A 26,408-nucleotide genomic window follows, 5' to 3' on the forward strand; every position below is an offset into this window, starting at 1 on the left:
ATAAGACAAGAATATCTCCATATCCTGCAAATCAGTACGTATTATTGTTGACTACTCAGTAGGAACCTATGATGACTGTTTAAATATACGACAATCCATGCAAACGGGAAGTGTTCAGAAAACCTCCACCACCGCCAAGCCTAGTTTAAGCTTCTGGCAGATCTGGAATATGAGTTTTGGTTTTTTAGGAATTCAATATGGCTTTGGTTTACAACAAGCTAACATGAGTCCCATTTATCGTTACCTGGGCGCCGATGAAGCCTCTATTCCGGGCCTTTGGCTCGCTGGGCCGCTCACGGGATTATTACTTCAGCCAATTATTGGTGCCGTTTCGGATCGCAGTTGGTCACCGCGCTGGGGCCGTCGGAAACCGTTTATTTTAATTGGTGCCTTAGCGGGTAGTATTGCCATGATATTTATGCCAAATTCGTCATACGTCTGGATGGCGGCCGGGTTGATGTGGATGCTTGACGCAGGACTTAATTCGGCTATGGAGCCTTTCCGGGCATTTGTGGGCGACATGCTCAATGATAAACAGCGCCCTACGGGTTTTGCTATCCAATCATTCATGGTTGGGTTTGGCCAAACGTTAGCCAATTTGATGCCTTATCTGTTGCCTCTTCTGGGTATATCGATGGTGATGTCGGACGACCAATTAGCAAATGGGATTCCAAATTCAGTGCGTTATCCGTTCTATATTGGTGCTGGTGCGGTTGTGCTGTCCGTACTCTGGACAATCCGCACGACCAAAGAATACCCCCCCGTCGATGAAAGCTACAAAGAGCCGCATGTTTTTACGGACGAAGAAAAAAAATCCATTGCGTTCTGGCATCTGGCGTTAGCGCTGGGAGGTGCTATTTTGGCGTTCTTTTTTGCTGCACGTATAGGTGGTTTGGTAACGGGTTTGCTGTGGGGCATTGGCGTATTAGCCGGTAGTTACCTGGTGCTGATGCTGCCGATTTTCAAGGAAATACTGGCTTCGCTTTCGGCCATGCCCACAGTGATGAAACAGCTTTGGTGGGTCAAATTTTTCACCTGGTACGGGCTACCACTCATGTGGCAGTATCTATCGCTGGCAGCGGCCAAATATGCGTTCAATGCGCCTGATACGATCTCGAACAAGGCTGGTTTTGAAGAAGGCACCAAGTGGGGAGGACTTTGCTTTGCCATGTTTAGTATTTCCTGTGCTGTTATCTCGGTCTTTATTCCACGGATTGCCAAAGCTATTGGTAGTGCGCGAGCTACCCACGCCCTGTTCCTGACGATTGGGTCAATGGGTTTCTTCCTAACACTTACCTCCAACGATAAAATGATCTATCTCATCGGCATGACGATCATCGGCTTTGCCTGGGGTTCGATCATGTCTATGCCCTACCTACTGCTGGCAAGTGCGGTCCCCAAAGAGCGTATGGGGGTTTACATGGGCATTTTTAATGGTTTTATCTGTGTACCCCAGTTTATTGGAATGCTTACCGTGCCGCTTTATTACAAACCACTTCTGGGCGACGATCCTCGCAACGCACTTGTGTTAGCAGGTATTTGTTTGTTGTTGGCAGCAGCATCCTGCTTCCTGGTAAAAGAAGTCAAAAAGACGAACGAGCCGGCCATCCCGGTTGAGCTTGGTTAAAAGAAATTACAAAATACGAATACGATGTGTGACTTTTGCTCTTGCCCGAGAAAATCGTAATTCGTACCTCATAACGGGGCCGCCCGCGCGGCCGTAATTCATTACATGACAAATTCACCCCGTCCATACGCCCTCCTTTCGGTTGGCGAATTACTAGCCGATTTGATTGGCCACCACGTGTCGAGCAGCTTACTTGATGCGCAGGATTTCAGGCGGTATCAGGGTGGAAGCCCTGCCAACATGGCAACCAATATGGCCCGTTTAGGCGGTAAAGTTGCCCTGGTTTCCTGCGTTGGCAATGATAATATTGGCAAGTATCTGGTTCGCCAGATTGAAGAATCTGGCGTTGATACCCAATACATTACAGCAGACCCACTCGAACCGACGACGATTGTACTGGTGTCACGAACGGCTGGTACGCCCGATTTTGTGGCCTACCGCCATGCTGACTGTCAGCTCAAGCCCGAACAATTACCTGATTCGTTACTGGCTCAGACGCAGCTATTTCATACGACCTGCTTTGCCTTAAGTCAACAACCTGCTCAGGATACCATTATCGATGCGGCAAAACGAGCCCAGGCGGCTGGTTGCCAGGTTACGATCGATGCCAATTACGCACCTACCATCTGGCCCGATCGCGATCAGGCCTGGCGTGTGTTAGCCGATTATTTTGCAGCGGGTGCGCTCGTAAAAGTGAGTGAAGATGATGCCGAACGGCTTTATGGTTCCCCACAAACTCCTGAACGGATTCTGAGCGATTTCCATCAAATGGGCGCAACAACCATTTGCTTAACGCTCGGCGCTGATGGAAGCCTGGTTTCGTATGATGGTGGAGCGAAACAAGCACGAATCCCCGGCAAAAAGATTGATGTGGTGGATGTTACCGGCGCTGGCGATGCGTATTGGGCAGGTTTTCTTACGGCTTATTTAGATGGCTATGCCCCCGGCAATTGCGCCCATGCGGGTGCCGCCCTAGCCAAAATGAAACTAACCCGGCAGGGACCACTGCCTGACAAAGTAGATCGAAAGCTTATTTATGCTGATTTTGAGTAGGATATAGCACACAGATGACGCGGATTGTTTAAGATTAAACATGATTTTATCTGTGTTTTGTGAAGGCAGGTTCCTAAACCTGCCTCAGTGAGGTTTCTTAAAACCGAACGATTGCTACAATTCGGTTTTAAGAAACCTCACGAAGGTCAGATTTAAGAATCTGACCTCACAAAGAATCTGTGTAAATCTTAAAAATCAGCGGCACCTGCCGGGGCCGCCCGTGCGGTTCTATCATTTCACGTCCGCCAATTTATCTAGATCAATGTCTTCAAGGGCGGCTTTGATTTTATCCATACTAATACCGTGACCTTTAGCCGACACAATGAATCGTTTGTTGACGAGCACGGCTATTTCACCATCTTTGCTGGCGTTGTCGTATTTTTCATACGCTTTGTTATCACCCATTTTGGTGGTTTTTTCGTAGCCATTTTCGGTCTCTTTGTCAATCTCAAGCATCGACCAGGCCGCCAGACCGATCATCATAGCCGAACCGCCCCCATCAATAATAGCCAGTTCGATATTCTCGCTATTGTCGTCGTTGCCATATTTACCGGTTGCGGTCGAGACCGTGAAACCCGCTGTTCCATTTTTCTCACCTGTTGCTTCTTTACGCGCTAGTCCGTCAGCATCACTCGGTAAAAGCTCTTTGAGCTTACGAAAGTCGACTGTTTCGACGGGCCCTTTTTTTCCCATCTCCTCGGCCTGACTTGCCATTTCTTTCAGGGCACTCACCGCGCCGAGAGTCGATACACTTTCTTCGTCTTTTTTCTCTTTTTCTTCCTCTTCTTCCTTACTTCCACAGCCAGCCAATAGCATCACTGGGAGTAAGCCGGTCCAAAGCCAGTTTAGATTCGTTCGCATAGTCGTTTTACTTAGATAAGAATGGGGTAAAGGTCAATTACAGGCAAGCTACAGTTTCTTCCAATAGGATATCGATTCTTTTGAGTAAACGTAAATCGATCCTTTTATTTACTCGCTAACTCGCTGGCAAAGAACATAATAGTTCGCATCGACAGTGAGTGTTTTAGTCCCATTGGCAGGCATCGTTTTCCACTGCGAAGTCGGTTGAATTTGTTTTAGTGGACCTGATTCACCCAGACAGATTTTCACGGGCATTGCAAATCCAGGTACACACTGGCTCCAGCGATACTGAATATCGGCTCCTACCAACCGGTATTCAAGTACAGGAATCCGAACGTCACGCAAATATTGATCGAACACAGGTTTCAGATTGGCACCCGTTTGCTGCGTCATGTATTGTTCAATTTGTGTGGTCGTAACGGTCTGATGGTAGAAGGTTTTGTTCATATCCCGCAACAATTGGTGCCACTTGGCATCATTGCCCACGAGTTGCCGAATGGTGTGCAGCATATTACCCCCTTTGTAATACATATCGCTTGACCCTTCGTGGTTTACGTTGTAGACCCCAATAATCGGCTTATCATTTCGGATGTTGGCCCGACACCCGATTACGTAAGTCGCTCCGGCATCTTTCCCATAATAGTACTCTGTAAAGAGGCATTCCGAGTAGTTGGTAAAACTCTCGTGAATCCACATATCGGCTACGTCTTTATACGTAATATTGTTGGCAAACCACTCATGGCCCGATTCATGAACGATGATAAAATCCCAGAGGAGCCCCCAGCCCGTACGCGAGAGATCCCGGCCCAGATAGCCATTCCGAAAACGGTTACCATAGGTTACTGAACTCTGGTGTTCCATACCCAGGTAAGGGGTTTCAACGAGCTTATAGCCATCTTCATAAAACGGATAGGGGCCAAACCAGTATTCAAACGCTTTGAGCATTTTAGGCACCTGCCGAAACTGATTTTTGGCAGAATCGGCATGCTCGGGCAAGGCGTAATAGTTTAGTGAAAGGGTGCCTTTTTCTCCCGGATAGGTTTCGTCCCAATGGACATAGCGGGCAATGTTCAGGTTGACGCCGTAGTTGTTGATCGGGTTCTTAACATACCAGTCGAAGGTTCGGGTATGATCTGGATTTGTTGTCGTTTTGATCAAACGACCGTTCGATACATCCATCAAATCTTCGGGAACCGTTACACTGATTGCCATCGAATCAGGCTCATCGTACATATGGTCTTTGCAGGGCCACCAAACGCTAGCTCCCAGTCCCTGACAAGCCGTGGCAATAAACCAGTTGCCTTCCTTATCGTGCGACCACACCATGCCGCCATCCCAGGGCGGGCGCTTAGCTACTTTGGGTTTCCCGGCATAATAAACCGTTACGGATTCGTTCTGGCCAGGTTGCTGCTTTTTCGCCAGTGTTACGAAAAATGCGTTGCCATCCCGACGAAATTCGAGCGATTTCCCATCCTGCTCCACACGTTCAATGCTTAGCGGGCGTTGTAAGTCGACCTGCATTATCTGGCTTGATTTCAGTACCCGATACCGAATTTCAGTAGAGCCTTTGAGGGTACTGTCGGTAGGTTGAACGCGCACCTTGAGGTGGTAAAATGTTAAATCCCACCACGATCGTTCAGGGGTTATAGAACCTCGTAACGTGTCGTCGTGGGTGAATTGATAACGTTGTGCAGAAGCCATACCGGGCAAAAGAAACAGGCTTATGGTCAACAATCGGATTATTATCACCTTAGTCGGCATAGTGCAATGGATTGTAGCTTGGTGGTACGGCATACCGGCGGCCACGTCCGGGTATAAAGTAAGCGCTATTGTTCACCCGGACGTGGCCGTCCAGGCTACTTTTACCGTGGTCCGGGTGGGCAGTGAGTCCGTAAATAGTTTGTGTAGAGCGTTCTCAGATGCTGTTGTGTTCCTTCTCCCTCTGAAATTCCGTGCGACCGGTTCGGATAGGGCATTACCTGGAATTGCTTGTTGTATTTAACCAGCTCATTAATCAACAATTCCGCATTGTCATAATGCACGTTATCGTCGCCCGTACCGTGAATGTAAAGAAGATTTCCGCGTAAGTTTTTCGCATACGTCACCGGCGACCCGGCCACGAAATCCTCCCGATTTTCCTGCGGCAACCCCATGTAGCGTTCTTGGTAAATATTGTCGTAAAATAACTGATTCCCAACGGCCGCTATGGAAATACCTGTTTTGTAAATCTCGGGGTATTGAAATAATAAGTGAAGGGTTGTTGACCCTCCCCCACTCCATCCCCAAACGGCCACGCGGCTGGTATCGATATAGGCGTGTTGCGAGAACAATTTCTTAGCCGCCATTGCCTGATCGCGGATATTGATCCGGCCTATTTGCCGATAAATCGACTTACGCCAGGCGGCCCCTTTCAGGTTGGGTGTTCCTCGGTTGTCGAGCGCTACATAGAGGTAGCCTGCATTAGCCATATCGCCCTGAAACAACCGATTCTGACCAATGGAAAACACGTCATTAACCGTGCTGGAAGCGGGTTCACCGTAGACGTAAAAAACAATGGGGTACTTTTTCGTGCTATCAAAATTCGTTGGTTTCGCCATCCAGCCATCTACCGTAACGCCATCGTCTGTGGTCACTTTGAAGAAACTAACGTTGGATTTTGACACAGGTTTCATCCGTGTCGCAATGCTCTCAGACGCGTTGATTGGCTTATGATCAGGCAGAGTTATCCACTCCTGAACGGGTGGCGTCTGGTAATTCATGAATGAATGCTGTGCCAGCTTCCCATTGGGCGAAATCACGTAATTGTGCGTACCGTCCAAACCAGCCGGGGTTAGTCGCTCAGCTTTTCCTTTCCCATCTAGCCGGGTTCGGTACAGGTAACGCTGGTTTGTGTTCTGGGGCGATGCAATAAAATAAATCTGTCCAGTAGCCTCGTCAATATGGCTAATCGATTCAATATCATACGAACCGGGCGTTAGTAGGACTTCATTTTTCCCATCGGTCGTCACCCGATAAATGTGCCGCCAGCCATCTTTTTCAGAAACCCACACAAAGGATTTCCCGCCATTGAGCCATTCTCCACCATTGGGATCGGTATTGTTCCGTTCCCTAACATCGACCCAGGCTTTATCGGTTTCGGTATAAATCGGCGTAATCGATTGGGTAGCCGTGTTGCAAACAAATAGTTTACTTTCGTTCTGCTTCCGATTCAGTTGCTGAATGAACAGGCTCGCGCTGTTAGGTATCCAATCCATCCGGTTCAAGTAGTGCTGTTGCGGATCGCCCGGAATGGCTAACCAAGTCGTGGCTCCTCCTGTTGCTGAAACAACGCCAATGCGGGTTGGCGATGGAGCCTCGCCTACTTTCGGGTACTCAACTGGTATAACGTGAGAGTATATCGAATCGGTGGTGTTCAACATCAGGTAATCCCGAATTTTGGTCGCATCTATCTGCCAATAAGCAATTTGTTTGCTGTCAGGGCTCCAGCGAAATCCATCCCGACAACCAAACTCCTCTTCATATACCCAGTCGAACGTACCGTTGATGCGTTTCCGAGTGCCGTCTGTTGTCAGTTGGGTTACCTGACCCGTTGCCACATCTTCTACAAACAGGTTGTGTTCACTGACATAACCTACAGTTGTGCCATTGGGCGATAACTTAGCGAACATCAATGACTGTGAAGGTCGATCCTTACCCACTTGTCGAACCTGCCCCGATGAGCGATTGACCAGATAATAATCACCACGGGTGTTGTAACGCCAGACACGAGCTGTGTTCGTAAAAATCAGCACATTGGCGCTATCGGGGGTAAACACAAAATCAGAAATCGCCATGCGCTGCCCACTTCCGGGTGCGCGTAATTTATCCTGCGGAATTAATACGGTTTTATTCCCTGTCCGAATGTCGGTCTGGACAAGGTCTCCCTGCGTACTGGTAACATAAGCATTTCCATTAGCAGTCCAGTGCATTTGCCGACCGGGCACCTGCGCAGTTGATAGGCGAGTGCTCAGCAGTGTAACAAGAATAAACAGGTTTCTGGGCGAAACAAAATAAGATAGGCTCACAGATGAAGTGTAGAGTTGGTATAAGTTACCATCAAAAATACAGCATTTTCCGAGTTCTCATAGTAGGTTTTTGTCATTCCGACGAAGGAGAAATCTTAACGTATCCTCACCCATCTGCTTGGGAATTTTAAGATTCCTCCTTCGTCGGAATGACAAAAAATAAGACAAACCATTAGCATCAACCCAATTAACCAAATAATTATCAGAAGCTTATCCAACAATCAACAGAAAAGCCGATTCTTACAGAAATTCTATAAGAATCGGCTTTTGTATGCGTGAGGACTGTCGGTAACTACGATTCTATTTCTTTCGGCTCGTCTCGAGCGGGTATGACGACCGGACTTCGGTAACTCCGAACTATGAAGTAAACGCCCATAAGTACAGCTGGAATACTCAGAAGCTGACCTACGTTTAATGGCAGACTATCTTCAAACGGAACCTGATTTTCTTTCAGGTATTCGTAAAAGAAGCGGAGGCCAAAGACCCAGATCAGAAAAATACCCAACATACTACCGCGCGGGGTTAGCTCTTTCTTGCGATTCCAGAACCAAAGCAGAATGAAGAATAACACCAGACATGACAGCGATTCGTACAATTGGGCGGGGTGACGAGGGATTTTCGCGTACTCGTTGTTATTCATAAACACAAACGCCCAGGGCACATCGGTTGGACGCCCAACAATCTCGGAGTTCATCAGATTACCAAACCGAATGCAGGCTCCTGCCAATGCCACCACAATAACAATCCGGTCGGTCACCCACAGAAAGGTCTGGTTGGTCCGCAGGCTTTCTTTCCGGCGCGAATAGAGCCACAGTCCTGTCAGAATCCCGATGGTTGCCCCGTGACTGGCCAATCCGGCAAATGGGGGAGTAATGACCGTTAAAGGATTATGCAATAGCACTTCGGGTTCATAAAAAAGGAAATGGCCAATCCGGGCCCCTAAAATGGTGGAGACAACCATGTAAATCAGCAATGTATCGGTATCGGCAACGGGCTTATCTTCTTTTTTGAAAATGTAACCCATAATCTGCATGCCAATCAGGAACCCCAGTGCAAACAGTAACCCATACCAACGTACCGAAAACGAGCCAATGTGAAAAATTTCGGGATTGACTTCCCAAATAATGTATTGAAGCATAAAATGAGTTAATACGTTTGAAGTTCGTCGTTTGAAGTTTAGCATTTATAGGTAGCATGACGAACCTCAAACTACAAACTGCAAACCTCAAACAGTAGATCAAATAACGATGATTGGCAAAGATACATATTGCGGGAAAGTTTTTGTCGGTTTTGCTGTTTATGCGTGTATGATGAAATCAATTCTTATTGGACTGGTTAAGGTTTATCAAGCCATTGTGTCACCTTACTTTCCAAACGCCTGTCGGTACACGCCTACCTGTTCGCAATACACCATCGAAGCGATTGGCAAACATGGCGCCATTCGGGGTGGTTGGATGGGCTTGAAACGGATCAGTCGTTGTCATCCCTGGGGTGGTCATGGCTATGATCCAGTACCGTAGATTAGTCGGTAATCAAAAGCTGGCAGTCAGTAGTGGCTAACAGGCTATGACAATTTGGCCTGAATCGTTAACTCGCCCGATTTTTGACAAACGACTTTCGACTATTGACTGACACTATTATGATTGGGATTACTGCCGATAATAAACTCAAACGCCTGATTGTTGTAGGCGACCGGGTATTGATTAAGCCTAAAGACCCCACCGACCGCACATTGAGCGGATTATACTTACCCCCGACTGTACAGGAAAAAGAACAGGTTCAGGCTGGCCACGTTATTAAAGTTGGACCGGGCTATCCGATTCCGTCGCCTATGGAAGACGAACCCTGGAAAGAAACCGAAGAAAAAGTGAAATATATGCCACTTCAGGCTCAGGAAGGTGATGTTGCCCTTTACCTGCAACGCAATGCCATTGACCTGGAGTATGAAGGCGAAAAATATGTTATTGTGCCACAGGGTTCCATTCTGATGCTGGAACGGCTTGAGGATCTTTAACCAGGATTTTTTTGATTTGATTGACCGGCTATGATTTTGCTTTCTACGAAAGCTTAGTCCTAAGTGGGACTTATTTGCTTACCCCACCCCAACCCCTCCCCTGAAAACCAGGGGAGGGGCTAGAGAAGCCGACTCTATATCCTTCGAAAATCAAAGTCGGTCAGTCAAATCAAAAAAATCCCGGTTCAGATTACTGCGCGTCCACCCATCGCAGCACGCTGGCAAATTCGGCCCAGGATTTGAGTTTAAGTTTTTGGTCGGCTATGTATTTGTCGATCTGATCGGCCTGTTGGGGAAACAGACTGATTAATGTCTTCTTGTTTGCCGTAACGGGTTTCAGTTCCCCATCCGTTACTTTCAGAAAATAGTTTTCAGCGGTTGGTTGCCCCTTCGGAAGCCAGACATAATACTCCTCCCGTTTACTATATTTTTTCTGTCCGTAATCAATGGACATCGCGTCTGTATTGCTTTTAACATTCGCATAGATGTACCGGACAAGCTTCGTTTTGCGTCCTTCGAAAAGTATCTGGTAAAAATCTGTGGCAGAACGTGTGCCAACGGCCGGAAAGCCTTTTTGAAAATGCAAGGTGTCGGGAGCTAGAATCACGAAAGCAGATACCTGATTAACGGGTGCCAGAATACGATCGCCCTGCACATATTCTACCTCACCGGTTTGGGTATTATAGCGTAGCTTAGTAGGTACTCGCTTGTTGCCCAACATTATCCAGCCATTCTTTACTGTATCGCTCGGTATATAAGGCGAACCTTCTACCCCATGATAATTGGTAAATGTTGGTGCCGAAATTCGAACATTCTGGGCACTACTATAATCAACCTGAGCCTGAGCGAATGTTCCCGTCAGTACTGCCAGCGTAATGAGTCCAGCAAAAAATTGATTAGTCATAACCGGGATTTTTTTGATTTAACTGACTGACTTTGATTTTGAAGCTGTTTGTATTTCCCTTATAAAATGAAAAATTAGGTTGCTTTCTTGTCATTTCGACGCAGGAGAAATCTCAAGTTCGATTAGTAGGTAGGTTTGAGATTTCTCCTGCGTCGAAATGACAAAAAAATCTATTTAGTTCTAAAAGTTAAAGCATGTTGGGCGAATGCCAACTAATAAAATCAAGGCTATTCAGTCAAATCAAAAAAATCCTGCGGGGCCGCCCATGCGGTTATGATTACAGCGTATCTAAAAACCGCAACACACTCGCGAAATCAGCCCAGGATTTGAGCTTGAGTTTCTTCTCTGTTAAATACCGATCGATCTGATCCGATTGCTGCGGGAACAAGCTCACCAGCGCCTTTTTACTAGCTACCACCGACTTCATTTCCCCATCAGACAATTTCTCAAAATAATTCTCGGCGGGTGGTTTTACGGCTGCCATCCAGACGTAATAGTCTTCCTGTTTCCGAAATCGCTCTTTACCATAATCATTCTGCATCTGATCCGTATTTGCTTTAATATCAGACCGGATATGCTTCACTAATTTAGCCTTACGCCCATTATACAGCAGCTGGTAAAATTCATTGGGCGTCCACAGGCCGATTGCCGGAAACCCTTTCCGAAATAGCAGCGTATCGGCAGACAGAATAGTAAATTCGGAAACCGGGTTGATTGGCGTTACTACTCTATTATCCTGTATATATTCAACTTCTCCAGTCTGGCTATTATACCGTAGCTTGGTTGGCGTCCGCTTATTATTGATTACCAGCCACCCCTGCTGCACGGAGTCTGACGGCACATAAGGCGATCCTTCTATATTGGAATAGCGCGTTACGAGTGGGTCATATAATCGAATAGCCTGATTTGTATTCGACCCCGATGACGTTATACTCAGTTGCGCCTGTACATAGCCTCCTGTGACTAGCAGTAGACCAACCAGATAGAGATAGAATCGCTTTTGCATGTGTCCATATTACTGTTCACCAAATTTAACAGCTTCGGTGATTCCTTTCCAGGTATCTGTACGAAAAGGGACAGCCGGAAAGCCTTCCTGATTATACAGATTTACCTCCCCATTATCATCAGCCCATCCATAATGCACAGCTACCGGAGCACTTACCGAATCGGCATGAACAACTACGGTATTACCCTGAATTTCAGCCTTGGCAAAATAAAACTTATGATCGGCACCCGCTACTTCAAAACCTTTCAGGTAACCATATTTATCTTTCACAGACAAACCACTTCCTACGCTTGTAAAGGTTAAGATGGCCCGATTTCCGTCAACGGTCATTTTCTCGAACTGCGGTCCAGCGCTGACGCCCGGTTTTTGGTAGGCTATGCGCATGGCTTCGGCGGCTAAGCGCTTGCCCACGTCTTCTTTATTTTTGGGGTGAATATCTGATCGTTCACCAATATCTGACGTAACGGCCATACCGGTATTGGGCAATTGCAAAGTCATCGTCTGAGCCTCCCGGAGTTCACCCCAGGTACTTCCGCGTCGGCTATCGCCATTTGCCGAATTGAAGCTGGCCAACTGAACAAACAGAAAAGGGAAATCGTAGCCCCAATGCTTTCGCCAATCCTGAATCATCAATGGAAACGTTTTTCGATACTGATAGGCCCGACCTGCATTCGACTCCCCCTGATACCAGATAGCTCCTTCTATGGCGTACGGAATCAGCGGGTTCAGCATGGCATTAAACAATTGCGTGGCGTATGTATTAGGCCCTGGCTTATAAGACGAAGCAAAAACAGTAGCGACCCGGTATTTCCACTGTCCTGTTAGGGGAATATCGATATTATCGCCCGAAATATGAAAATCGGCTAAACTTCCCATTAGGCCCCCTGCTCCACCTGTATCGGTTACGCGAACAGCAATCACATTCCGACCTGGTTTCAACAAGTCATCGGGCAGCGAATAGTCGCGATTCCCTCCGCCTTTTTTAGTGCCAACAAGTCTACCATTTACGAACGTTGAATCCTGATCGTCTACAGAGCCCATGTGCAGGACCATCTTCTGTAACTTTTTGCCTTCTGGAATCATCACTTCCTGACGAAGCCAGACCACGCCATCAAGGGTGGGCAAGCCTCTCCACTCCCAATCACTCGGCATCGTCATCGACTTCCATTGGCTATCATCGAGATCAGCCGCCGACCAAGTCCATTCTTCGGCACTGGTGGGTAGACTCCCTTGTTGGTTTTTAATCAATAGTTGTGTGCGTTCCTGGCCACTTTTCATCACCTCTTCGTAGGAGCCGGGAAGCTTATTAGCCACGAGTCGAAGCTCATCATTCTGATTCATCGCTTCGCGACTCGTCCAGGTTTCGGAATGAGTACCACCCCAGGAGGTATTAATCAGGCCAATGGGTACGTTTAATTCCTTCTGAAGTTGTTTGGCAAAGAAATACCCGACCGCTGTAAAGTTTGGAGCCGTTTCGGGAGTACATACTGCCCAGTCGCCTTCGATATCATCTTTGGGCGTTAAGCTAATGTCTTTTTTGACTAGCAGTTGCCGTATTTTCGGGTAATTGGCCGTCGGAATTTCGGTTTTAGCATTCGCAGCTGAGCGCAATTGGTACTCCATGTTCGATTGCCCAGAGCATACCCAAACTTCACCCGTCAATACATCGTCGAACGTAACGGTATTTTTCTTTCCTTTTACCGATAGCTGATAAGGTCCACCCGCTTCCATTGGGTCCAGCGAAACACGCCATTTCCCATCTTTGTCTGCTTTTATGGTTTTGACCTGCGCATTCAGCGTTACAGTTACTTTCTCGCCGGGATCTGCCCAACCCCACACAGGTACTGGTTTACGACGTTGTAGAACCATATGCGAGCCAAAAACCTTCGGCAGTCGCACATCGGCAAAGGAAGTTTGCGTTAGTATAAAACTTAGGGAGAAGAAAAAGCAGGTCAATCGATTCATGTGTATTCAGGGGTTGAATGAACGTTGTGTATACGCGTATTGGATACGCACAAAAAAGGCGGCCATTCAAGCCGCCTACTCCCTTAAAGTTTATTGTAACTAATCAGTTTTTTCCTAAACGGCTTTTACCCTGGATTTCCAGCACATTCGACTGATGGCGTCGGGCAGCATAGGAATAACGAAGCGTCAGGCCGTAGCTCATACCCGTACCCGCTCCTAAAAGCTGCGCCTGCTGCGAAGCCATACGATTAGCTGTGTATGTCACATCAGTGGTAACAGCGTCGCCAAGCCCCCAGAGTTTACGAGCCGAAATACCTAAATCAAGCGCATTACTTAGTCGAACATTGTATTCAACGCCCAATTCAGCTAAAGCTGTCATTTGCGAGCTATTGCGGGATTCACTAGTCAAACGGAAATATTCCGGTGTTTCCCAGCGTCCCTGAAATCGGTAACCATTTACAGAAACCCGGTTTTCTTCCTGTCCGCTGTTCGGAATCGCCCACATACCGCCACTGACCCAAAAGCCTGATCGTAACCAGGGTTTACTTGTCGATAACAGAAGCCGTTTACCCCGTAGAATAAAGGCGTTTCGATCGTTGGTGGCCCGTAATGACAAGGGTGGACTGGTGTTGTTAATCGCCAATTGGGTATGAATGGGCATCCGGGCGTACCCCCCTTCTACCATCCAACGCTCCCGATACGACCAGCCAAGCACAACACCCCAGCCAACTTTGCCGACGAGCGTACTTTCAACCAGACCGTTTATAGAATTATCGAGTTGGGCGCGGTCAGTTCTGACGAAACCATCGAGCGCTACATACCAACGATCGCGAATTTGAGGCCCGCCATAACGAGTTAGCAGGCGGTTATATTGCTGACTATTATCGGATACCCGGTAGTAATCCGTAACGCCCTGACCCAAAGCAGGCAATACGGCTAAGCCAAACAGCACATACAGCAAGTAGCGTTTCATCATCGAGTATTGGCTAGGTATTTCGCAAATAACGCGATAAACGTTTGTTTGTTAACTACTTATCGCCTAATTTTTCATTAATGGTTGATTAAATTATCAGATAATCTATTATAAGGCTATTTTCTCCAAACCGCCTACATTAAATTTTTCAGTTTCAACCCGAAATGGTAGCAAATAAGTCACTCTAAAACAACAACGCCCAGCCTTTTGGCTGAGCGTTGTACCTGTTTATTCCATACGTTCCCTGCCCAAATCGGGCGGGTCAGCTTAACCGTGTTTGGTAACAGGCACCGAAATTGTCATGTTATCCCAGGCAATGGCAATACTGCTATTGGCGGGGGTAATGGTCAACTTTTCGATGGGGGTCTTATTCATAGAAACAGGTACTTTAACGATAGCTACATCAGTACCTTTAATTTTTTCGTAGTCATAAGCGCCCCACTGACCCAGTGTGCTATTCAAAATTACGCTCCATTCTTTTTCTCCTGGAATCGTGAACAGCGTATACGTTCCGGCTTTCACCATTTTACCCGCAAACATAACGTCGTTTTTGAACGTCACTTCGGTAGCGTTGTTAGCACCTGTACGCCACACCTTACCGTATTTCTCCAAGCTACTCGACCCTTCAGGCCCAAAAATAACCCGACCTTTCTTGGAAGGCTGACCATACACAACTGAAATACTCTTATCCGGACTTGCGACCGTTATCTTCGGGCTCGCTGGCGTTTTTTCCTGTGCTTTTACTAACGGAGTCATTGTTAGCAAAAGAACGAATACTGCAATCAGGTTTTTCATGTTTGACAATTAATTTGATTGATCACCGTATACTAACGGCGTAGAGTAAATGATAGTTTGGGAATCGTTATACAAATAGTGAGCCAAAGGTGGTATTTTTAGCCCGCTAGTCATAGAATAAGTTTACCTATTTTAACCCGAATGCCCTCATGGCAACGACCTATTTCAGCAAACGCAATCTGCACTTTCTGCTCCATGAAGTTTTCAAGGCGGAAGAGCTAACCAAATACGATTATTTCAGCGCCCACGACCGCGAAACGTTTAATCTTGTGATTGACTCGGCAACCTACATCGCCGATACCCTTATGCACCCGTACTTAAAGGAAGTTGACCGAAATCAGCCTGAACTCAAAAACGGGCAGGTCACGGTTCACCCAAAGATCAGGGAGTATCTGAAAGCAATGGGCGAAGCGGGGCTAATTGGCGCAGGTTTCTCGTTTGAGCATGGTGGCCAGCAACTTCCCGAAATGATTAGCTCATGCGTAGGCTTCATTATTATGGCCGCCAACAACGGCATGATGTACACCGGACTTACCTCTGGGGCTGCTCACCTGATTACGTCTTTTGGCTCGCCTGAACTGAACGAAGCCTACGTACCCAATCTGCTAGCTGGTACCTGGCAGGGTACGATGGCGCTTACGGAACCGCAGGCAGGTTCGTCGCTTTCCGACGTAACGACATCCGCTACACCCCTGCCCGACGGAAGCTATAAAATTCAGGGACAAAAAGTGTTTATCTCGGCGGGTGATCACGATGCGGCCGAGAATATTATTCACCTGATGCTGGCCCGTATTGACGGAGCTCCTAAAGGCACCAAGGGTATTTCGTTGTTTGTGGTTCCCAAATATCGTCCAGATGGTCAGGGGAATTTTGTCGATAATGACGTGACGTCGACGGGTGTGTACCATAAAATGGGCCAGAAAGGGGTTCCAGCCATGCATCTCACAATGGGGTCTAACGACAATACAATTGGCTACCTCGTTGGGCAACCGCATCAGGGCTTGCCTTATATGTTCCAAATGATGAACGAGGCCCGAATTGGCGTTGGGATGACAGCTGCGGCTATTTCGACAGCGGCTTACTACGCAGCACTCGAATATGCTAAAGAGCGTCCGCAGAGCCGGCGATTGAACCAGAAAAATCTGCTGGATTCACCCCAAACACCAATTATCAATCACCCCGACGTTCGGCGGATGTTGTTGTTTCAAAAAGCTGTAACGGAGGGTTCCCTGTCATTACTTCTCGAAGCAGCACGTCTCTACGACATCAGTGAAGTTGCCGAAGGAGAAGAAAAAGAAAACGCCTTTTTGCTTCTCGATTTGCTGATGCCCGTGGCTAAATCGTACCCATCTGAAATGGGCGTTCAGTCGGTCAGTCAGAGTGTTCAAACCTTTGGGGGATACGGCTTTACGGAAGATTTTCCGGTTGAGCAACTCTACCGCGATATTCGAATTACGCCTATTTACGAAGGCACAACGGGGATTCAGGCGCAGGATTTACTAGGGCGTAAAATAACCATGAAAGGTGGTAAGGCTCCTCAGTTGCTATTCGCCGAAATAAGTAAAACGATTGCAGAAGCCAGCACGCACGACGACCTTAAACCCTATGCCGATCAGCTTACCACTGAACTTAAGCGCATTCAGGAGGTATTGGCCAGCCTGCTGCCCTTTGCTCAACAGGGAGAAATCGAACGATACCTCTCCGACGCGACCTTGTTCCTGGAGCTATTTGGCATCGTTGTGGTTGCGTGGCAGTGGCTCAAGCAAGCAGTAGTGGCGAAACAAACACTGCTTACCCAAAATCCACAGGGCGATGAGCAGTCTTTCTACGAAGGCAAAATTCACACAATGAAGTTTTTCTTCCACTATGAAGTGCCGAAAACGCTGGGGCTGGCGGTGCGCCTGAAAGACCCAGAAGTACTTACGATTGTGACGGAGAAAGAGCTGGCGTTGTAAGAAACGTGAATTATGGATAGATCCTGAAATTATCAGCTGATTGTCAGTTAGTTACAATATTAGTTTTTTATCATCCCGACGTCAGGAGGGATCTTCGGTAAGTAACCAGTTGCCGAAGATCCCTCCTTGCGTCGGGATGACAAAAAACTAATATAATTTTATTCGTAAATCCTCCATGATTCACGTTAAGAAGGGTTATGCAATCGCCAATAAAATATCAGCCGGTATATCTAAACGGGCCGATATAGCCTTAATCTGCCGTATAGATAGTGGACGTTTTTTATGGAGTAGTTCTGATAGGCGGCTTTTACCGCCTATTAGTTCTGCCATTTCAACTGTCGTTACGCCAAGTTCTTCCATTTGGTATTTAATGGCTTCAATGGGGTCTAAAGTCTCTATAGGAAATTCCCGTTGTTCGTAATCATGGACTAAAATGCTGACCAGTTCCAGCAAATCCATTTCGGGGGTGCCGGGTTCAGCATCAATCAGTGTTTCAATCAACGCAATCGCTTCGTTATACTGTTGCTCTGTTTTAATAGATCGAGCAACGTAGTTCATTGGTGCAAAAACTTCCATGTCTCTATTGTATTACGTTCAACCGGTTATTAACTAATTTCAATTCCTCACAGGTACGATTAGAAGTTTAAGATTCCCTTCAAGGGAAATTTAAACTTTCCACAAGTGGCTTTTTTTGTCATTCCGACGCCAGGAGGAATCCGCTCCGGCGGCCCGGTCAAGCTTGACTAATACACAACGTTGAGATTCCTCCTGGCGTCGGAATGACAAAAAAAGCCACTTTATCAAAATGCTCGAAGTCATATTAGGAAAAACTCAAACGACTTTATCAACTAATATATCATTCTAAATCGTACTCGCATCTTTAATCTTATCATACTCTTTGTGAGTATCGATAAAACGAACATAGCATGTTTGGATTTCGTATTGAAACTTAACAATCAGCCTATAATCGTTACGGCGAATGTTAAAAACAATCCGGTTATTACCTACGGTATCAGCACCAGGAAAGTTTTCGATAACTTCATTTGAATTCGCCCAACGACGACTTATTATCTTTTTATACCATAACTGTAATCCCACTTTTGCATTAGGTTCCCGTTCCCAATAATCCCTCAATGTTTTGATTTTAATCACTCGCATAAAACTCTTCTTCATCTGCTATGATTCTACAATGGTGGATATACTTCCGAGAATAAGTTACCAAATTGGTAACCTCTAATTTATAGAATCTAGTTCCCAATCTGGTAAAATCATATTACCGCCCACAAATCCCTTTAAAATCGCAGTATTGGCAGGTTTCGAGTTTATCGGTTTTCTTGAACGGTTCTGCCGGGTCGAGTAGCTGGCGAATCAGTTGGCGCAATAACTCTTCTGAATCTTTAATATACTGCTCAGGATCGTCGTTGGTATCGAATCGGACGGGGTTGGTTTTGAAGCCGCCATTGATATCCCGGAACGAATAGAAACCCGCTTCGACAGGTAATCCTTTTGCCGGAAAAATGTCTCGCTTGGCTTTGTCACGCGGCAATCCGCCGTACTCGCTGATATTCTTGAGCGCCAGGTATCGATACATCCAGAGCTGCCTCATTTTCTCCTCAGCTCCGTCTTTCAGTAATTTTTCGGTTAAATCGGCGGGGGTCTTCTCGGGCAATTTAACGCTGCCCGTTTTGTAATCGACGATACGGATCTGATCGCCGAATTTCTCGATTCGGTCCACTTTACCCGCAATACGCACTGAAATTTCCTCTCCCCCATTGAGCGGCACATTTAAGCGTGTTTCTAGGGTTTGTTCCGTCCCGATCACTGTCAACCCTGCCAGCTTGCTCTGTTCCCGCTGAAAATCGAGCATGAGTTTCTGCGCCAGTTCGTACAGCAGCAAATTCATTCCCGACTCAATAACCCGCCCTTTCATCGACTTCGCAAACTCTTCTTCCAGGAGGTTCTTGATCGTTGCCTCATCGATGGGCCGTTCCAGCAAGCGATATTCTTTATCCAACCGTTCCAGCACCATGTGGAGCCAGCTCCCAAATTCGGCGGCTCCCATCTTCTCTTCAATATCTTCCTCCTCGCTAATATTGACGACCCGGCTGAAATAGAAGCGCATGGAACAGCTCACAAACTGGTTCAGATACGACGGATACAACCCGCGCGTCGTTAAGGTATTGATGAGTTCGGCACGAATTGCTTCGGTTTTCGGCACACGGAGATCCGTCAAATCGGCTACCGTATTCGTACCACTTCGCCCCAGACGAACCGTTGGATGACTAAGCCGAATCAGGCCTTTTGAACGGGGAACCAACTCATGCTCAATCTGCCGGATAAATCGGCTCGGCTCGCCTTTGCTGTTCCCATAGGCGTCGGTCGATGTGGTGTGGAGCAATACGATTTCTTTGGCACGCTGCAACAATCGGTAAAAGTGATAGGCCATGACGGCCTCCTGCTCCCGATACGTAGGCAAGTGGAGCTCAGAAGCAATGTCGAACGGAATCAACGAGTTCAGCTTTCGCGACTGTGGCAACACCCCTTCGTTAACTGACAGAATGATGACCCGATCAAAATCCAGCGCCCGCGTTTCGAGCATCCCCATGATTTGCAATTGACTCTTGCCTTCGCTCGTGAAGGGGATACTCGTTTGCCGAATCAATTCGTACAGAAACTGTCGAAAACTCCGTACGGTAATGGCAGGGGGGGCAGAGCCGGGAGCATGGGGCACGGAACCGAAGGTCGTGAAGTCGAGCGTCAGTTGGGCGTTATACCCATTTCGTCCTGCTCCCTGCCTCTTGCTCTTCGCTCGCTGCTCCGGGCTTCGCCCCTCTTGCACACCCTCCAGCGTTGCTTCCAGTTGCTTAAGCAGGGTAAAAAACAAATAGAGGTATTCAATTTCAATGGCATCCTGACTAACTCGATACACATCGCGCAACAGTTCGATCAAGCTGTAAAAAGTCTGTATGGCTTTCAGGGGAGCCTCATTGGGCCAGCGCGAAAACAAAACCCGGACAAGCGGATCGTCTTGCCCTAACTCCCGCATTTCTTTTTCGGTCAGGTAAACGCGCTGGTCTTTTACAATAACTTTGGCAATCCATTGAAACAGCGGTTCTGGCGGTAAAACCTCTCCCGATTCCAACGATTCGCCTGGCCACATAAGCCCCTTAATTCGCTCGTATTGCTTCACAAACGGATGGTTGAGTACCTTCACCACATGGCGGTGGTGGTATTTCGGAATCTTAAGATCCCGACCATCTTTCGTCCGAAATTCGTGTACCGTCCGCTGCATCTCAAATAATGTATCGACCAGCGTAAACAGCAACGACGATCGTAACGATAAGCCCATCGTTACATTCAGATCGGTAACGTTTTCGTCGAGCGCATACAAAACGGGGATGAGTAACGTTTCATCGGCCAGCACGATAGCGGTTTTGGGCATGGAGCGCGGTGCATCAGACGCGGAGTTTTCTCCCTGCTCCACACCCGCTTCCCCCTGCCAATCACTATAAATCTTCCCGGCAACTTTGGCTTGCATACTGGCATTGGGCACGCCTACAACACGAATGTTTTTCTCTGTACCCAGCAGATTATTGGATAGCTGAGCGAGGTCTTCCCGATTTTGTTTCGAGAAAAACCAGCCGTTGTCGCGGTATCGACGTAGAAATTCACCGGCCTCCTGCCCTTTATCCCGGATGTAATACTGATCGGCATCCCAGATCAGTTCGGCTTTCTGAGCTTCAACCAACACGCGAATAATCTGTTCCTCCGCACGGCTAAGGGCGTTAAACCCTACAAAGTAGATGCGCTCATAGGCCAGATTATCCCGAATCAATACCTCTACGTTCTGAGCCAGCAATCGGTAAGCCATCCCACGATACGCTAACCGCTGTTCCGTCAGGCGTTCATGCAACGCATCATAAGCAGTATGCAGATTCTCAAAGAGTTTGAAATAGCGGCTTGTGCCGGGCGTTTCAACAATGGGTTGTGCCGAAGAGGGCCTATCGACCTGCCAGCGTTCGAGGGCTTTGGCCGCTGTTAAGTAGCTAAAGAGTTCGGTTGGGCTAACCAGATATTGGTCAATACGGTCGAAGTCGGCCAGGAGCACCGACGCCCACCCAATAAACTGTTCAAACTCAACTTGTGGGTCAATTTCCTTGAAAACATCATAGAGTTCAAACAGCAAGCTAACCGAGTCAATTAATTGTACACCAGCCGCCTGCGTAATAAAATCATCGACGGCCAGGGCATGAGGAGCCAGAAAAGGTCGATCCGAAAGGGCAGCTAAGTCGTCCAGAAATACCGACACGGCCCGACGTGTGGGCAGAATTACCCAAACATCACTCAGGCTAGGGCCATGCTGGTCAAAAACTCGTTTAGCTGTTTGCTGAAGAAAAGTCATTAGCGGTATACAAATCGGACTGTAAAGATAACCCTCCCCAAAAGGACAATTACCTAACTAGGCCGACAATTCCTGAAATTGATCTTCGAGAGTAGCTGTATTGTGTCCTCTCAAGACTTATTGATAGGGAGCAATTCACAACTGCAAAGGAAACGATTAGGATCCACTACACCCGATTTCGCTTTAATCGGCGAAACTTCCGCAAGCGCTCGAGTCGGAAAGGTTTTTTAACTGGAATAAAGAAAGAAGCTAAAAACAGTACAATGAAAAGGAGTAAGGGGTAGATAAAGCCACTACCTAAACCTGGTTTTCCAAGGTAAACCGGATAGCCATATGCAAAGCCAAATATGGCTATCCCTGCTGCTAGATTAACTCGCATAAGGATTAAGGTTTCAAATTCTAGCATTTTAATGGGTTACTATACTCTGACCTCATTAACAAGTCTACACGCAATTGGAATGTAAAATCGATGGCCAAACCTTTTTTTGTTAGCCTATGGTTATAAGCAAATGCGATTGCTGACGAAGTTGGTCGTTTGCCAGACCTCTCCTCTGGTTGGTACGCTTAGACGATCAGTTTAGATTTAAAATAAAATCCCAATTTCTCACAGGTACGATTAGAAGATGACTACCGAACGGAGTGATACACACTCCTTCGATATTTCAATTCCTCACAGGTACGATTAGAAGAAAGCGTGTAATTCCTTCAGCTTGTCTTTGTAGCCATTTCAATTCCTCACAGGTACGATTAGAAGATTATGGGGATGCCATACACCTAAAACCTTACTTTATTTCAATTCCTCACAGGTACGATTAGAAGAATTATTAATGTGTAACAACTTGATAACTTTTAACGAATTTCAATTCCTCACAGGTACGATTAGAAGGATCCAACACTGTAAGCAAGTCAGCCCCACTCACCTATTTCAATTCCTCACAGGTACGATTAGAAGAGAGTACCTTTTACAAGAGTGCAAGGGACGCACGATATTTCAATTCCTCACAGGTACGATTAGAAGACAAACCCATGAGTCCGACCGAAGAAACACCTATCGTATTTCAATTCCTCACAGGTACGATTAGAAGACAATCCTGCGGATTTTCGTTACAACACCTTTACCGAATTTCAATTCCTCACAGGTACGATTAGAAGTTCATTCTTGCGTTTCTCAAACTCACGGCTTAACTGATTTCAATTCCTCACAGGTACGATTAGAAGTTAAACTGCAATTCCCTGGATTCAATCGGTTTATCGATTTCAATTCCTCACAGGTACGATTAGAAGCAGCCAGGTAGGTGTTGACACTATCCACATAGGCGTATTTCAATTCCTCACAGGTACGATTAGAAGGAGCCCGCTAAGCGAATTGATTACTTACAGGAGGTATTTCAATTCCTCACAGGTACGATTAGAAGGCTGTCCAGCCTGTAATACAGCCTGTATTACAAATATTTCAATTCCTCACAGGTACGATTAGAAGTAACTCCTCAGATAGTAAATGGCGCGAGTGATCCCTATTTCAATTCCTCACAGGTACGATTAGAAGGCCTGGCCGAAATCGACCAGTATAAGCTACTGCCGGATTTCAATTCCTCACAGGTACGATTAGAAGCCAATCGGAATACGACGACTTTCATCCGATAGCAATATTTCAATTCCTCACAGGTACGATTAGAAGAGAATTAGAAAAATTCGCGCATTACAATTTTGCTACATTTCAATTCCTCACAGGTACGATTAGAAGGGATGTAGTCCACACGAGTGTAGCCCCCCGAATCGCATTTCAATTCCTCACAGGTACGATTAGAAGGAACACTTTTTCACACCGCCCCTCTTTGTTAACCGCATTTCAATTCCTCACAGGTACGATTAGAAGATTGTGCGCACGATATTGGGTACCGTATCATCCACATTTCAATTCCTCACAGGTACGATTAGAAGTTCAGCAAAGCCGCCGGAGAGCGTAGCCGCACTGGATTTCAATTCCTCACAGGTACGATTAGAAGCCGGATGTGACCGTATCGGATTTTTTAAAAGCAGATTTCAATTCCTCACAGGTACGATTAGAAGCCGTGAATTTACGACTAAAAAAAGGGCTTTGGACAGCCCTGACACAGTTTTTGCGATGCAATTTCTGACTAGAAAGTCGTCAACCGGTAAAACTACGAAAATAGCCGCCGATCGACGACTTACTGACAGTCAACAGAATAGACAGAAAAACACCGCCATGAGATAGCACTTTACCATAAGTCAATGAACAGATAAAGGCGATTGACGACAATCGGAACGCCACACCCTTATAGAAAATCATCGGTCGATTGCCGTTCCTTACCTACAATCTGCTTATCCAACCACTTCTTGTCGCGGTTTTTGAACAGGATCAGACTGTCTTCATCATCTTTCATAATACGCCGGGCTTCGTAGAGCAACTCATTTAGCTGCACATCTGTCATCTCGCCTTCGAACACCGAATTCTGAATCCAGTTCATATACTTCCGACAGAGTTTCAGCATCTTCCCGACACGCTTCTGCCCCATGTCATAGACTAGAATTACGTACATAGCACAATTTTGAATGATAGAATGATTGAGTAATTGAATAGATGGTACAGAATTATTCATTAATTCTATCACTCAATCACCGCGCGGGCGGCCCCGTCAACATTAAACTTACCACCACGCCTTAAATGGTCGATACTCTTCAAGGCCCAGCAGATGCTTTTGTAGTTTGTAACATTCCAGCTTGACTAAATGCCGGTAGCTCACGCTTCGACCCAACGCCCGATGTTTAATGGTTTCCTTCAATTGTTCGTCGAAACCCTGTACAAATCGCTTCCGGGCGGCTTCTTTCATGACGCATCCGCCCACTTCCGACCGAAAATCGGATGGTTGCAGTTGCCGTTTGTTGACCATCCGAAAGATTAACCGGTCGACCAATATGGGCTTGAATACTTCTGCCAGATCCAGCGCCAGGGAATACCGTCGCGCGCCCGGCTCGTGCAAAAAGCTGATCGTCGGGTTGAGTTGCGTGTGGTAAATGGTGCTCAGGCAGGCCGTATAACATAGCGTGTTGCCGAACGAAATGAGCGCATTGAGTTCGTTTTGGGGTGGGCGTTTGCTGCGACCGTCCATGCAAAAGGTTTGCCCAACAATGGCATCGAAGCAGCCGTAATACGTTTGGCGGATATTGCCTTCAGTGCCCATGAGCATCGGGATGTCTGTAGTGGTCGGAACGGTACTCAATAAACGTTCGATGGTTACGATGGCATCGGTTAACTCTTTCGCTTTGTCTCGGTTGTCGTAATACTTCAGGACCCGAAGGATATTATTGGCCGCTCCTTCCACAAATCGGCGGGCAATATCGATACGCTTTTTGGCCGACATGTAATGCTTCGTCTGGTCGACCTGCATCTTACCCGCCAGCAGATACTCGCGCGGCATGAATGAGCCCGTGTAATGCTCGTAGTAATTGAAGAAATGGACGGCAATACCTTCCTGCCCCAGAAAGTTATACAGGGCGCTATTAGCATCCAGACTCCCAAATACATACAAATCGCCAACCTGTTCAATGGGCAGGTAACGGGGTTGCCCTTCGGTGCCGTCTTCGTCGACTGGTGTAAACTTCAGCGTGTTGTCTTTCCGGCTCATCCGACCCGCGTTGAAGAGGTATTTAGGTTGTTTCATAAGATGGGTGGATTAAAAAAATAAGTAAGTCCGATTGCTTTGGTCACCGATTCAGGAAGTAGTCACGGAATTTGATTAATTCGTCTCGTTCAACGTCCAGATACTTTTCAAAAATCCGTTCACCTACCTGCGTTTTCAGGGCTGAAATTCCCACGTCGATCAACCTCAATCCCTGCTCGGTTAGTAGGATATTGTCGAATGCAAGGCCATCTAAATCAGAGGGTCTTTTGAGATCCCGATGCACAAACCCAGCCTGATGTAACTGAGTCAGTTCGTCGGCAAAGACATCATACCAGAGTTCCCGACGTTCAATTTCATAGGCCCGATAGTCTATGGGGCGAATACGTTCCATAATCAGCATTTCGGCCTGCAATTCATCGCTGTAATCAAGCCTGACGAATTTGACCACCAGATCATTGACTGTATTGGCAAATCTCATTTTCTCTGCCTCCGAACCGATATCAGAGCGCGTATCGCCCGTGAAGAGTTTAGCCACTTCTGTATCCGACAGCACAATGACCGTATTGTTGGCTCCCGATGATAAACGACGTGGATAGTTCATGTAAAGCATGGTTTTATTGATACAAGGCAAGTACGTTACTCTTCTTCAATCCAGCAAAAATCAAAGTAACTGCACGATCGGCATTTCGACTTTTCGATACGACCGGGGCACTGCTCGCTTTCCACAATCCGCTCGATGTCACGTATCCAGCTTTCTACCATTGGAACATCGGCTTCCTCAAGCTGGACGCGTTCGGTCTGACGCAACTTAGGATATTCAATCAGCCCCGTAGCACCTTCTACGCCGTTTTTTCGTAACAGATACAGATAGAACTGCACCTGAGCAATGTGCGAGTGCTCAAACTTGTCCGATTTCTTAATCTCATGGATCACCTTATCATACGGATCGTAAAAGTCGATTTTCGACCCGTCGAGCGTGATTTCGCGGTAGCGTTCAGCGCGTTGCGGGTAGGCCTGTTCATGTAGTTGTTTGCCTTGGGCTACCAGCTCGGAATTATGCTCCATACGAATGTGGTTGACGTGCAGCCAAAGTTCACGTTTGCAGATGTGATACATGCCGATGAGTGAGCCGGTGACATTCATAG

General features: G+C 46.9%; 23 protein-coding genes and 1 CRISPR repeat array. Of the genes, 5 read left to right on the plus strand and 18 right to left on the minus strand.

What is annotated here, in order from left to right:
* The first annotated feature begins 97 nt into the window (after window positions 1-97).
* Complete coding sequence (locus tag H3H32_RS15995) at window positions 98-1,627, plus strand: MFS transporter (protein WP_182463642.1); 1,530 nt, start codon at window positions 98-100, stop codon at window positions 1,625-1,627.
* A gap of 105 nt (window positions 1,628-1,732) precedes the next feature.
* Entirely contained in the window at window positions 1,733-2,680 is a 948-nt protein-coding gene (locus H3H32_RS16000) for a carbohydrate kinase family protein (protein WP_182463643.1), read from the plus strand.
* A gap of 231 nt (window positions 2,681-2,911) precedes the next feature.
* Here H3H32_RS16000 and H3H32_RS16005 read toward each other — a convergent pair whose 3' ends face one another.
* The 4 genes from H3H32_RS16005 to lgt all read right to left on the minus strand — a co-directional run bounded on the left by H3H32_RS16005 (window position 2,912) and on the right by lgt (window position 8,743).
* Complete coding sequence (locus H3H32_RS16005) at window positions 2,912-3,541, minus strand: transposase (RefSeq protein ID WP_182463644.1); 630 nt, start codon at window positions 3,539-3,541, stop codon at window positions 2,912-2,914.
* 108 nt (window positions 3,542-3,649) lie between these two features.
* A complete protein-coding gene (locus H3H32_RS16010) occupies window positions 3,650-5,302 on the minus strand; it encodes a M1 family metallopeptidase (RefSeq protein WP_182463645.1) in 1,653 nt (550 codons plus the stop codon).
* Window positions 5,303-5,403: 101 nt separating this feature from the next.
* On the minus strand, window positions 5,404-7,509 hold the full coding sequence (locus H3H32_RS16015) for a S9 family peptidase (protein ID WP_182464366.1): 2,106 nt from the start codon (window positions 7,507-7,509) through the stop codon (window positions 5,404-5,406).
* A gap of 388 nt (window positions 7,510-7,897) precedes the next feature.
* Window positions 7,898-8,743 (minus strand): prolipoprotein diacylglyceryl transferase, encoded by an 846-nt coding sequence (lgt, locus tag H3H32_RS16020; RefSeq protein ID WP_182463646.1) that lies wholly within the window; start codon window positions 8,741-8,743, stop codon window positions 7,898-7,900.
* 172 nt (window positions 8,744-8,915) lie between these two features.
* Here lgt and yidD point away from each other — a divergent pair, with 172 nt between their 5' ends.
* Window positions 8,916-9,125, plus strand: a complete 210-nt coding sequence (yidD, locus tag H3H32_RS16025; RefSeq protein WP_182464367.1) for a membrane protein insertion efficiency factor YidD — start codon at window positions 8,916-8,918, stop codon at window positions 9,123-9,125.
* Window positions 9,126-9,244: 119 nt separating this feature from the next.
* Window positions 9,245-9,619: a co-chaperone GroES gene (locus H3H32_RS16030; protein ID WP_182463647.1), complete on the plus strand. Its 375-nt coding sequence runs from the start codon at window positions 9,245-9,247 to the stop codon at window positions 9,617-9,619.
* A 190-nt stretch (window positions 9,620-9,809) separates the two neighbouring features.
* Here the strand turns inward: H3H32_RS16030 and H3H32_RS16035 are convergent, their stop codons facing one another.
* From H3H32_RS16035 to H3H32_RS16055, 5 genes are all read right to left on the minus strand, one after another.
* Window positions 9,810-10,523 (minus strand): hypothetical protein, encoded by a 714-nt coding sequence (locus H3H32_RS16035; RefSeq protein ID WP_182463648.1) that lies wholly within the window; start codon window positions 10,521-10,523, stop codon window positions 9,810-9,812.
* A 277-nt stretch (window positions 10,524-10,800) separates the two neighbouring features.
* Window positions 10,801-11,529: a hypothetical protein gene (locus H3H32_RS16040; RefSeq protein ID WP_182463649.1), complete on the minus strand. Its 729-nt coding sequence runs from the start codon at window positions 11,527-11,529 to the stop codon at window positions 10,801-10,803.
* Window positions 11,530-11,538: 9 nt separating this feature from the next.
* Window positions 11,539-13,494 carry a sialate O-acetylesterase gene (locus H3H32_RS16045; RefSeq protein WP_182463650.1) on the minus strand — a complete coding sequence of 652 codons (1,956 nt, stop codon included), beginning with the start codon at window positions 13,492-13,494 and terminating at the stop codon, window positions 11,539-11,541.
* Window positions 13,495-13,597: 103 nt separating this feature from the next.
* Window positions 13,598-14,470 carry a hypothetical protein gene (locus H3H32_RS16050; protein ID WP_182463651.1) on the minus strand — a complete coding sequence of 291 codons (873 nt, stop codon included), beginning with the start codon at window positions 14,468-14,470 and terminating at the stop codon, window positions 13,598-13,600.
* A gap of 264 nt (window positions 14,471-14,734) precedes the next feature.
* Window positions 14,735-15,262 carry a DUF2911 domain-containing protein gene (locus tag H3H32_RS16055; RefSeq protein WP_182463652.1) on the minus strand — a complete coding sequence of 176 codons (528 nt, stop codon included), beginning with the start codon at window positions 15,260-15,262 and terminating at the stop codon, window positions 14,735-14,737.
* Window positions 15,263-15,411: 149 nt separating this feature from the next.
* Here H3H32_RS16055 and H3H32_RS16060 point away from each other — a divergent pair, with 149 nt between their 5' ends.
* Window positions 15,412-17,217, plus strand: coding sequence for an acyl-CoA dehydrogenase (locus H3H32_RS16060; protein WP_182463653.1), 1,806 nt, complete (start codon window positions 15,412-15,414; stop codon window positions 17,215-17,217).
* A 195-nt stretch (window positions 17,218-17,412) separates the two neighbouring features.
* Here H3H32_RS16060 and H3H32_RS16065 read toward each other — a convergent pair whose 3' ends face one another.
* From H3H32_RS16065 to cas4, 9 genes are all read right to left on the minus strand, one after another.
* Window positions 17,413-17,793, minus strand: a complete 381-nt coding sequence (locus H3H32_RS16065; protein WP_182463654.1) for a helix-turn-helix domain-containing protein — start codon at window positions 17,791-17,793, stop codon at window positions 17,413-17,415.
* Window positions 17,794-18,078: 285 nt separating this feature from the next.
* A complete protein-coding gene (locus tag H3H32_RS16070; RefSeq protein ID WP_182463655.1) occupies window positions 18,079-18,390 on the minus strand; it encodes a type II toxin-antitoxin system HigB family toxin in 312 nt (103 codons plus the stop codon).
* A gap of 100 nt (window positions 18,391-18,490) precedes the next feature.
* Entirely contained in the window at window positions 18,491-21,619 is a 3,129-nt protein-coding gene (locus H3H32_RS16075) for a PD-(D/E)XK nuclease family protein (RefSeq protein ID WP_182463656.1), read from the minus strand.
* Between the two features lie 166 nt (window positions 21,620-21,785).
* Complete coding sequence (locus H3H32_RS16080) at window positions 21,786-21,998, minus strand: hypothetical protein (protein ID WP_182463657.1); 213 nt, start codon at window positions 21,996-21,998, stop codon at window positions 21,786-21,788.
* 214 nt (window positions 21,999-22,212) lie between these two features.
* Window positions 22,213-23,689: a CRISPR direct-repeat array (repeat unit 30 nt; unit sequence ATTTCAATTCCTCACAGGTACGATTAGAAG).
* A 79-nt stretch (window positions 23,690-23,768) separates the two neighbouring features.
* Entirely contained in the window at window positions 23,769-23,930 is a 162-nt protein-coding gene (locus tag H3H32_RS16085; RefSeq protein ID WP_182463658.1) for a hypothetical protein, read from the minus strand.
* Entirely contained in the window at window positions 23,917-24,180 is a 264-nt protein-coding gene (cas2, locus tag H3H32_RS16090; protein WP_182463659.1) for a CRISPR-associated endonuclease Cas2, read from the minus strand. The genes H3H32_RS16085 and cas2 overlap by 14 nt, the downstream gene beginning before the upstream one ends.
* Window positions 24,181-24,288: 108 nt before the next feature.
* Window positions 24,289-25,302: a type I-B CRISPR-associated endonuclease Cas1b gene (gene cas1b / locus H3H32_RS16095; RefSeq protein ID WP_182463660.1), complete on the minus strand. Its 1,014-nt coding sequence runs from the start codon at window positions 25,300-25,302 to the stop codon at window positions 24,289-24,291.
* Between the two features lie 43 nt (window positions 25,303-25,345).
* Complete coding sequence (locus H3H32_RS16100; protein ID WP_182463661.1) at window positions 25,346-25,864, minus strand: protein kinase family protein; 519 nt, start codon at window positions 25,862-25,864, stop codon at window positions 25,346-25,348.
* Window positions 25,865-25,899: 35 nt separating this feature from the next.
* Complete coding sequence (gene cas4, locus H3H32_RS16105) at window positions 25,900-26,406, minus strand: CRISPR-associated protein Cas4 (protein ID WP_182463662.1); 507 nt, start codon at window positions 26,404-26,406, stop codon at window positions 25,900-25,902.
* Window positions 26,407-26,408: the final 2 nt, after the last annotated feature.

The sequence above is a fragment of the Spirosoma foliorum genome (assembly GCF_014117325.1).
GTDB lineage: Bacteria > Bacteroidota > Bacteroidia > Cytophagales > Spirosomataceae > Spirosoma > Spirosoma foliorum.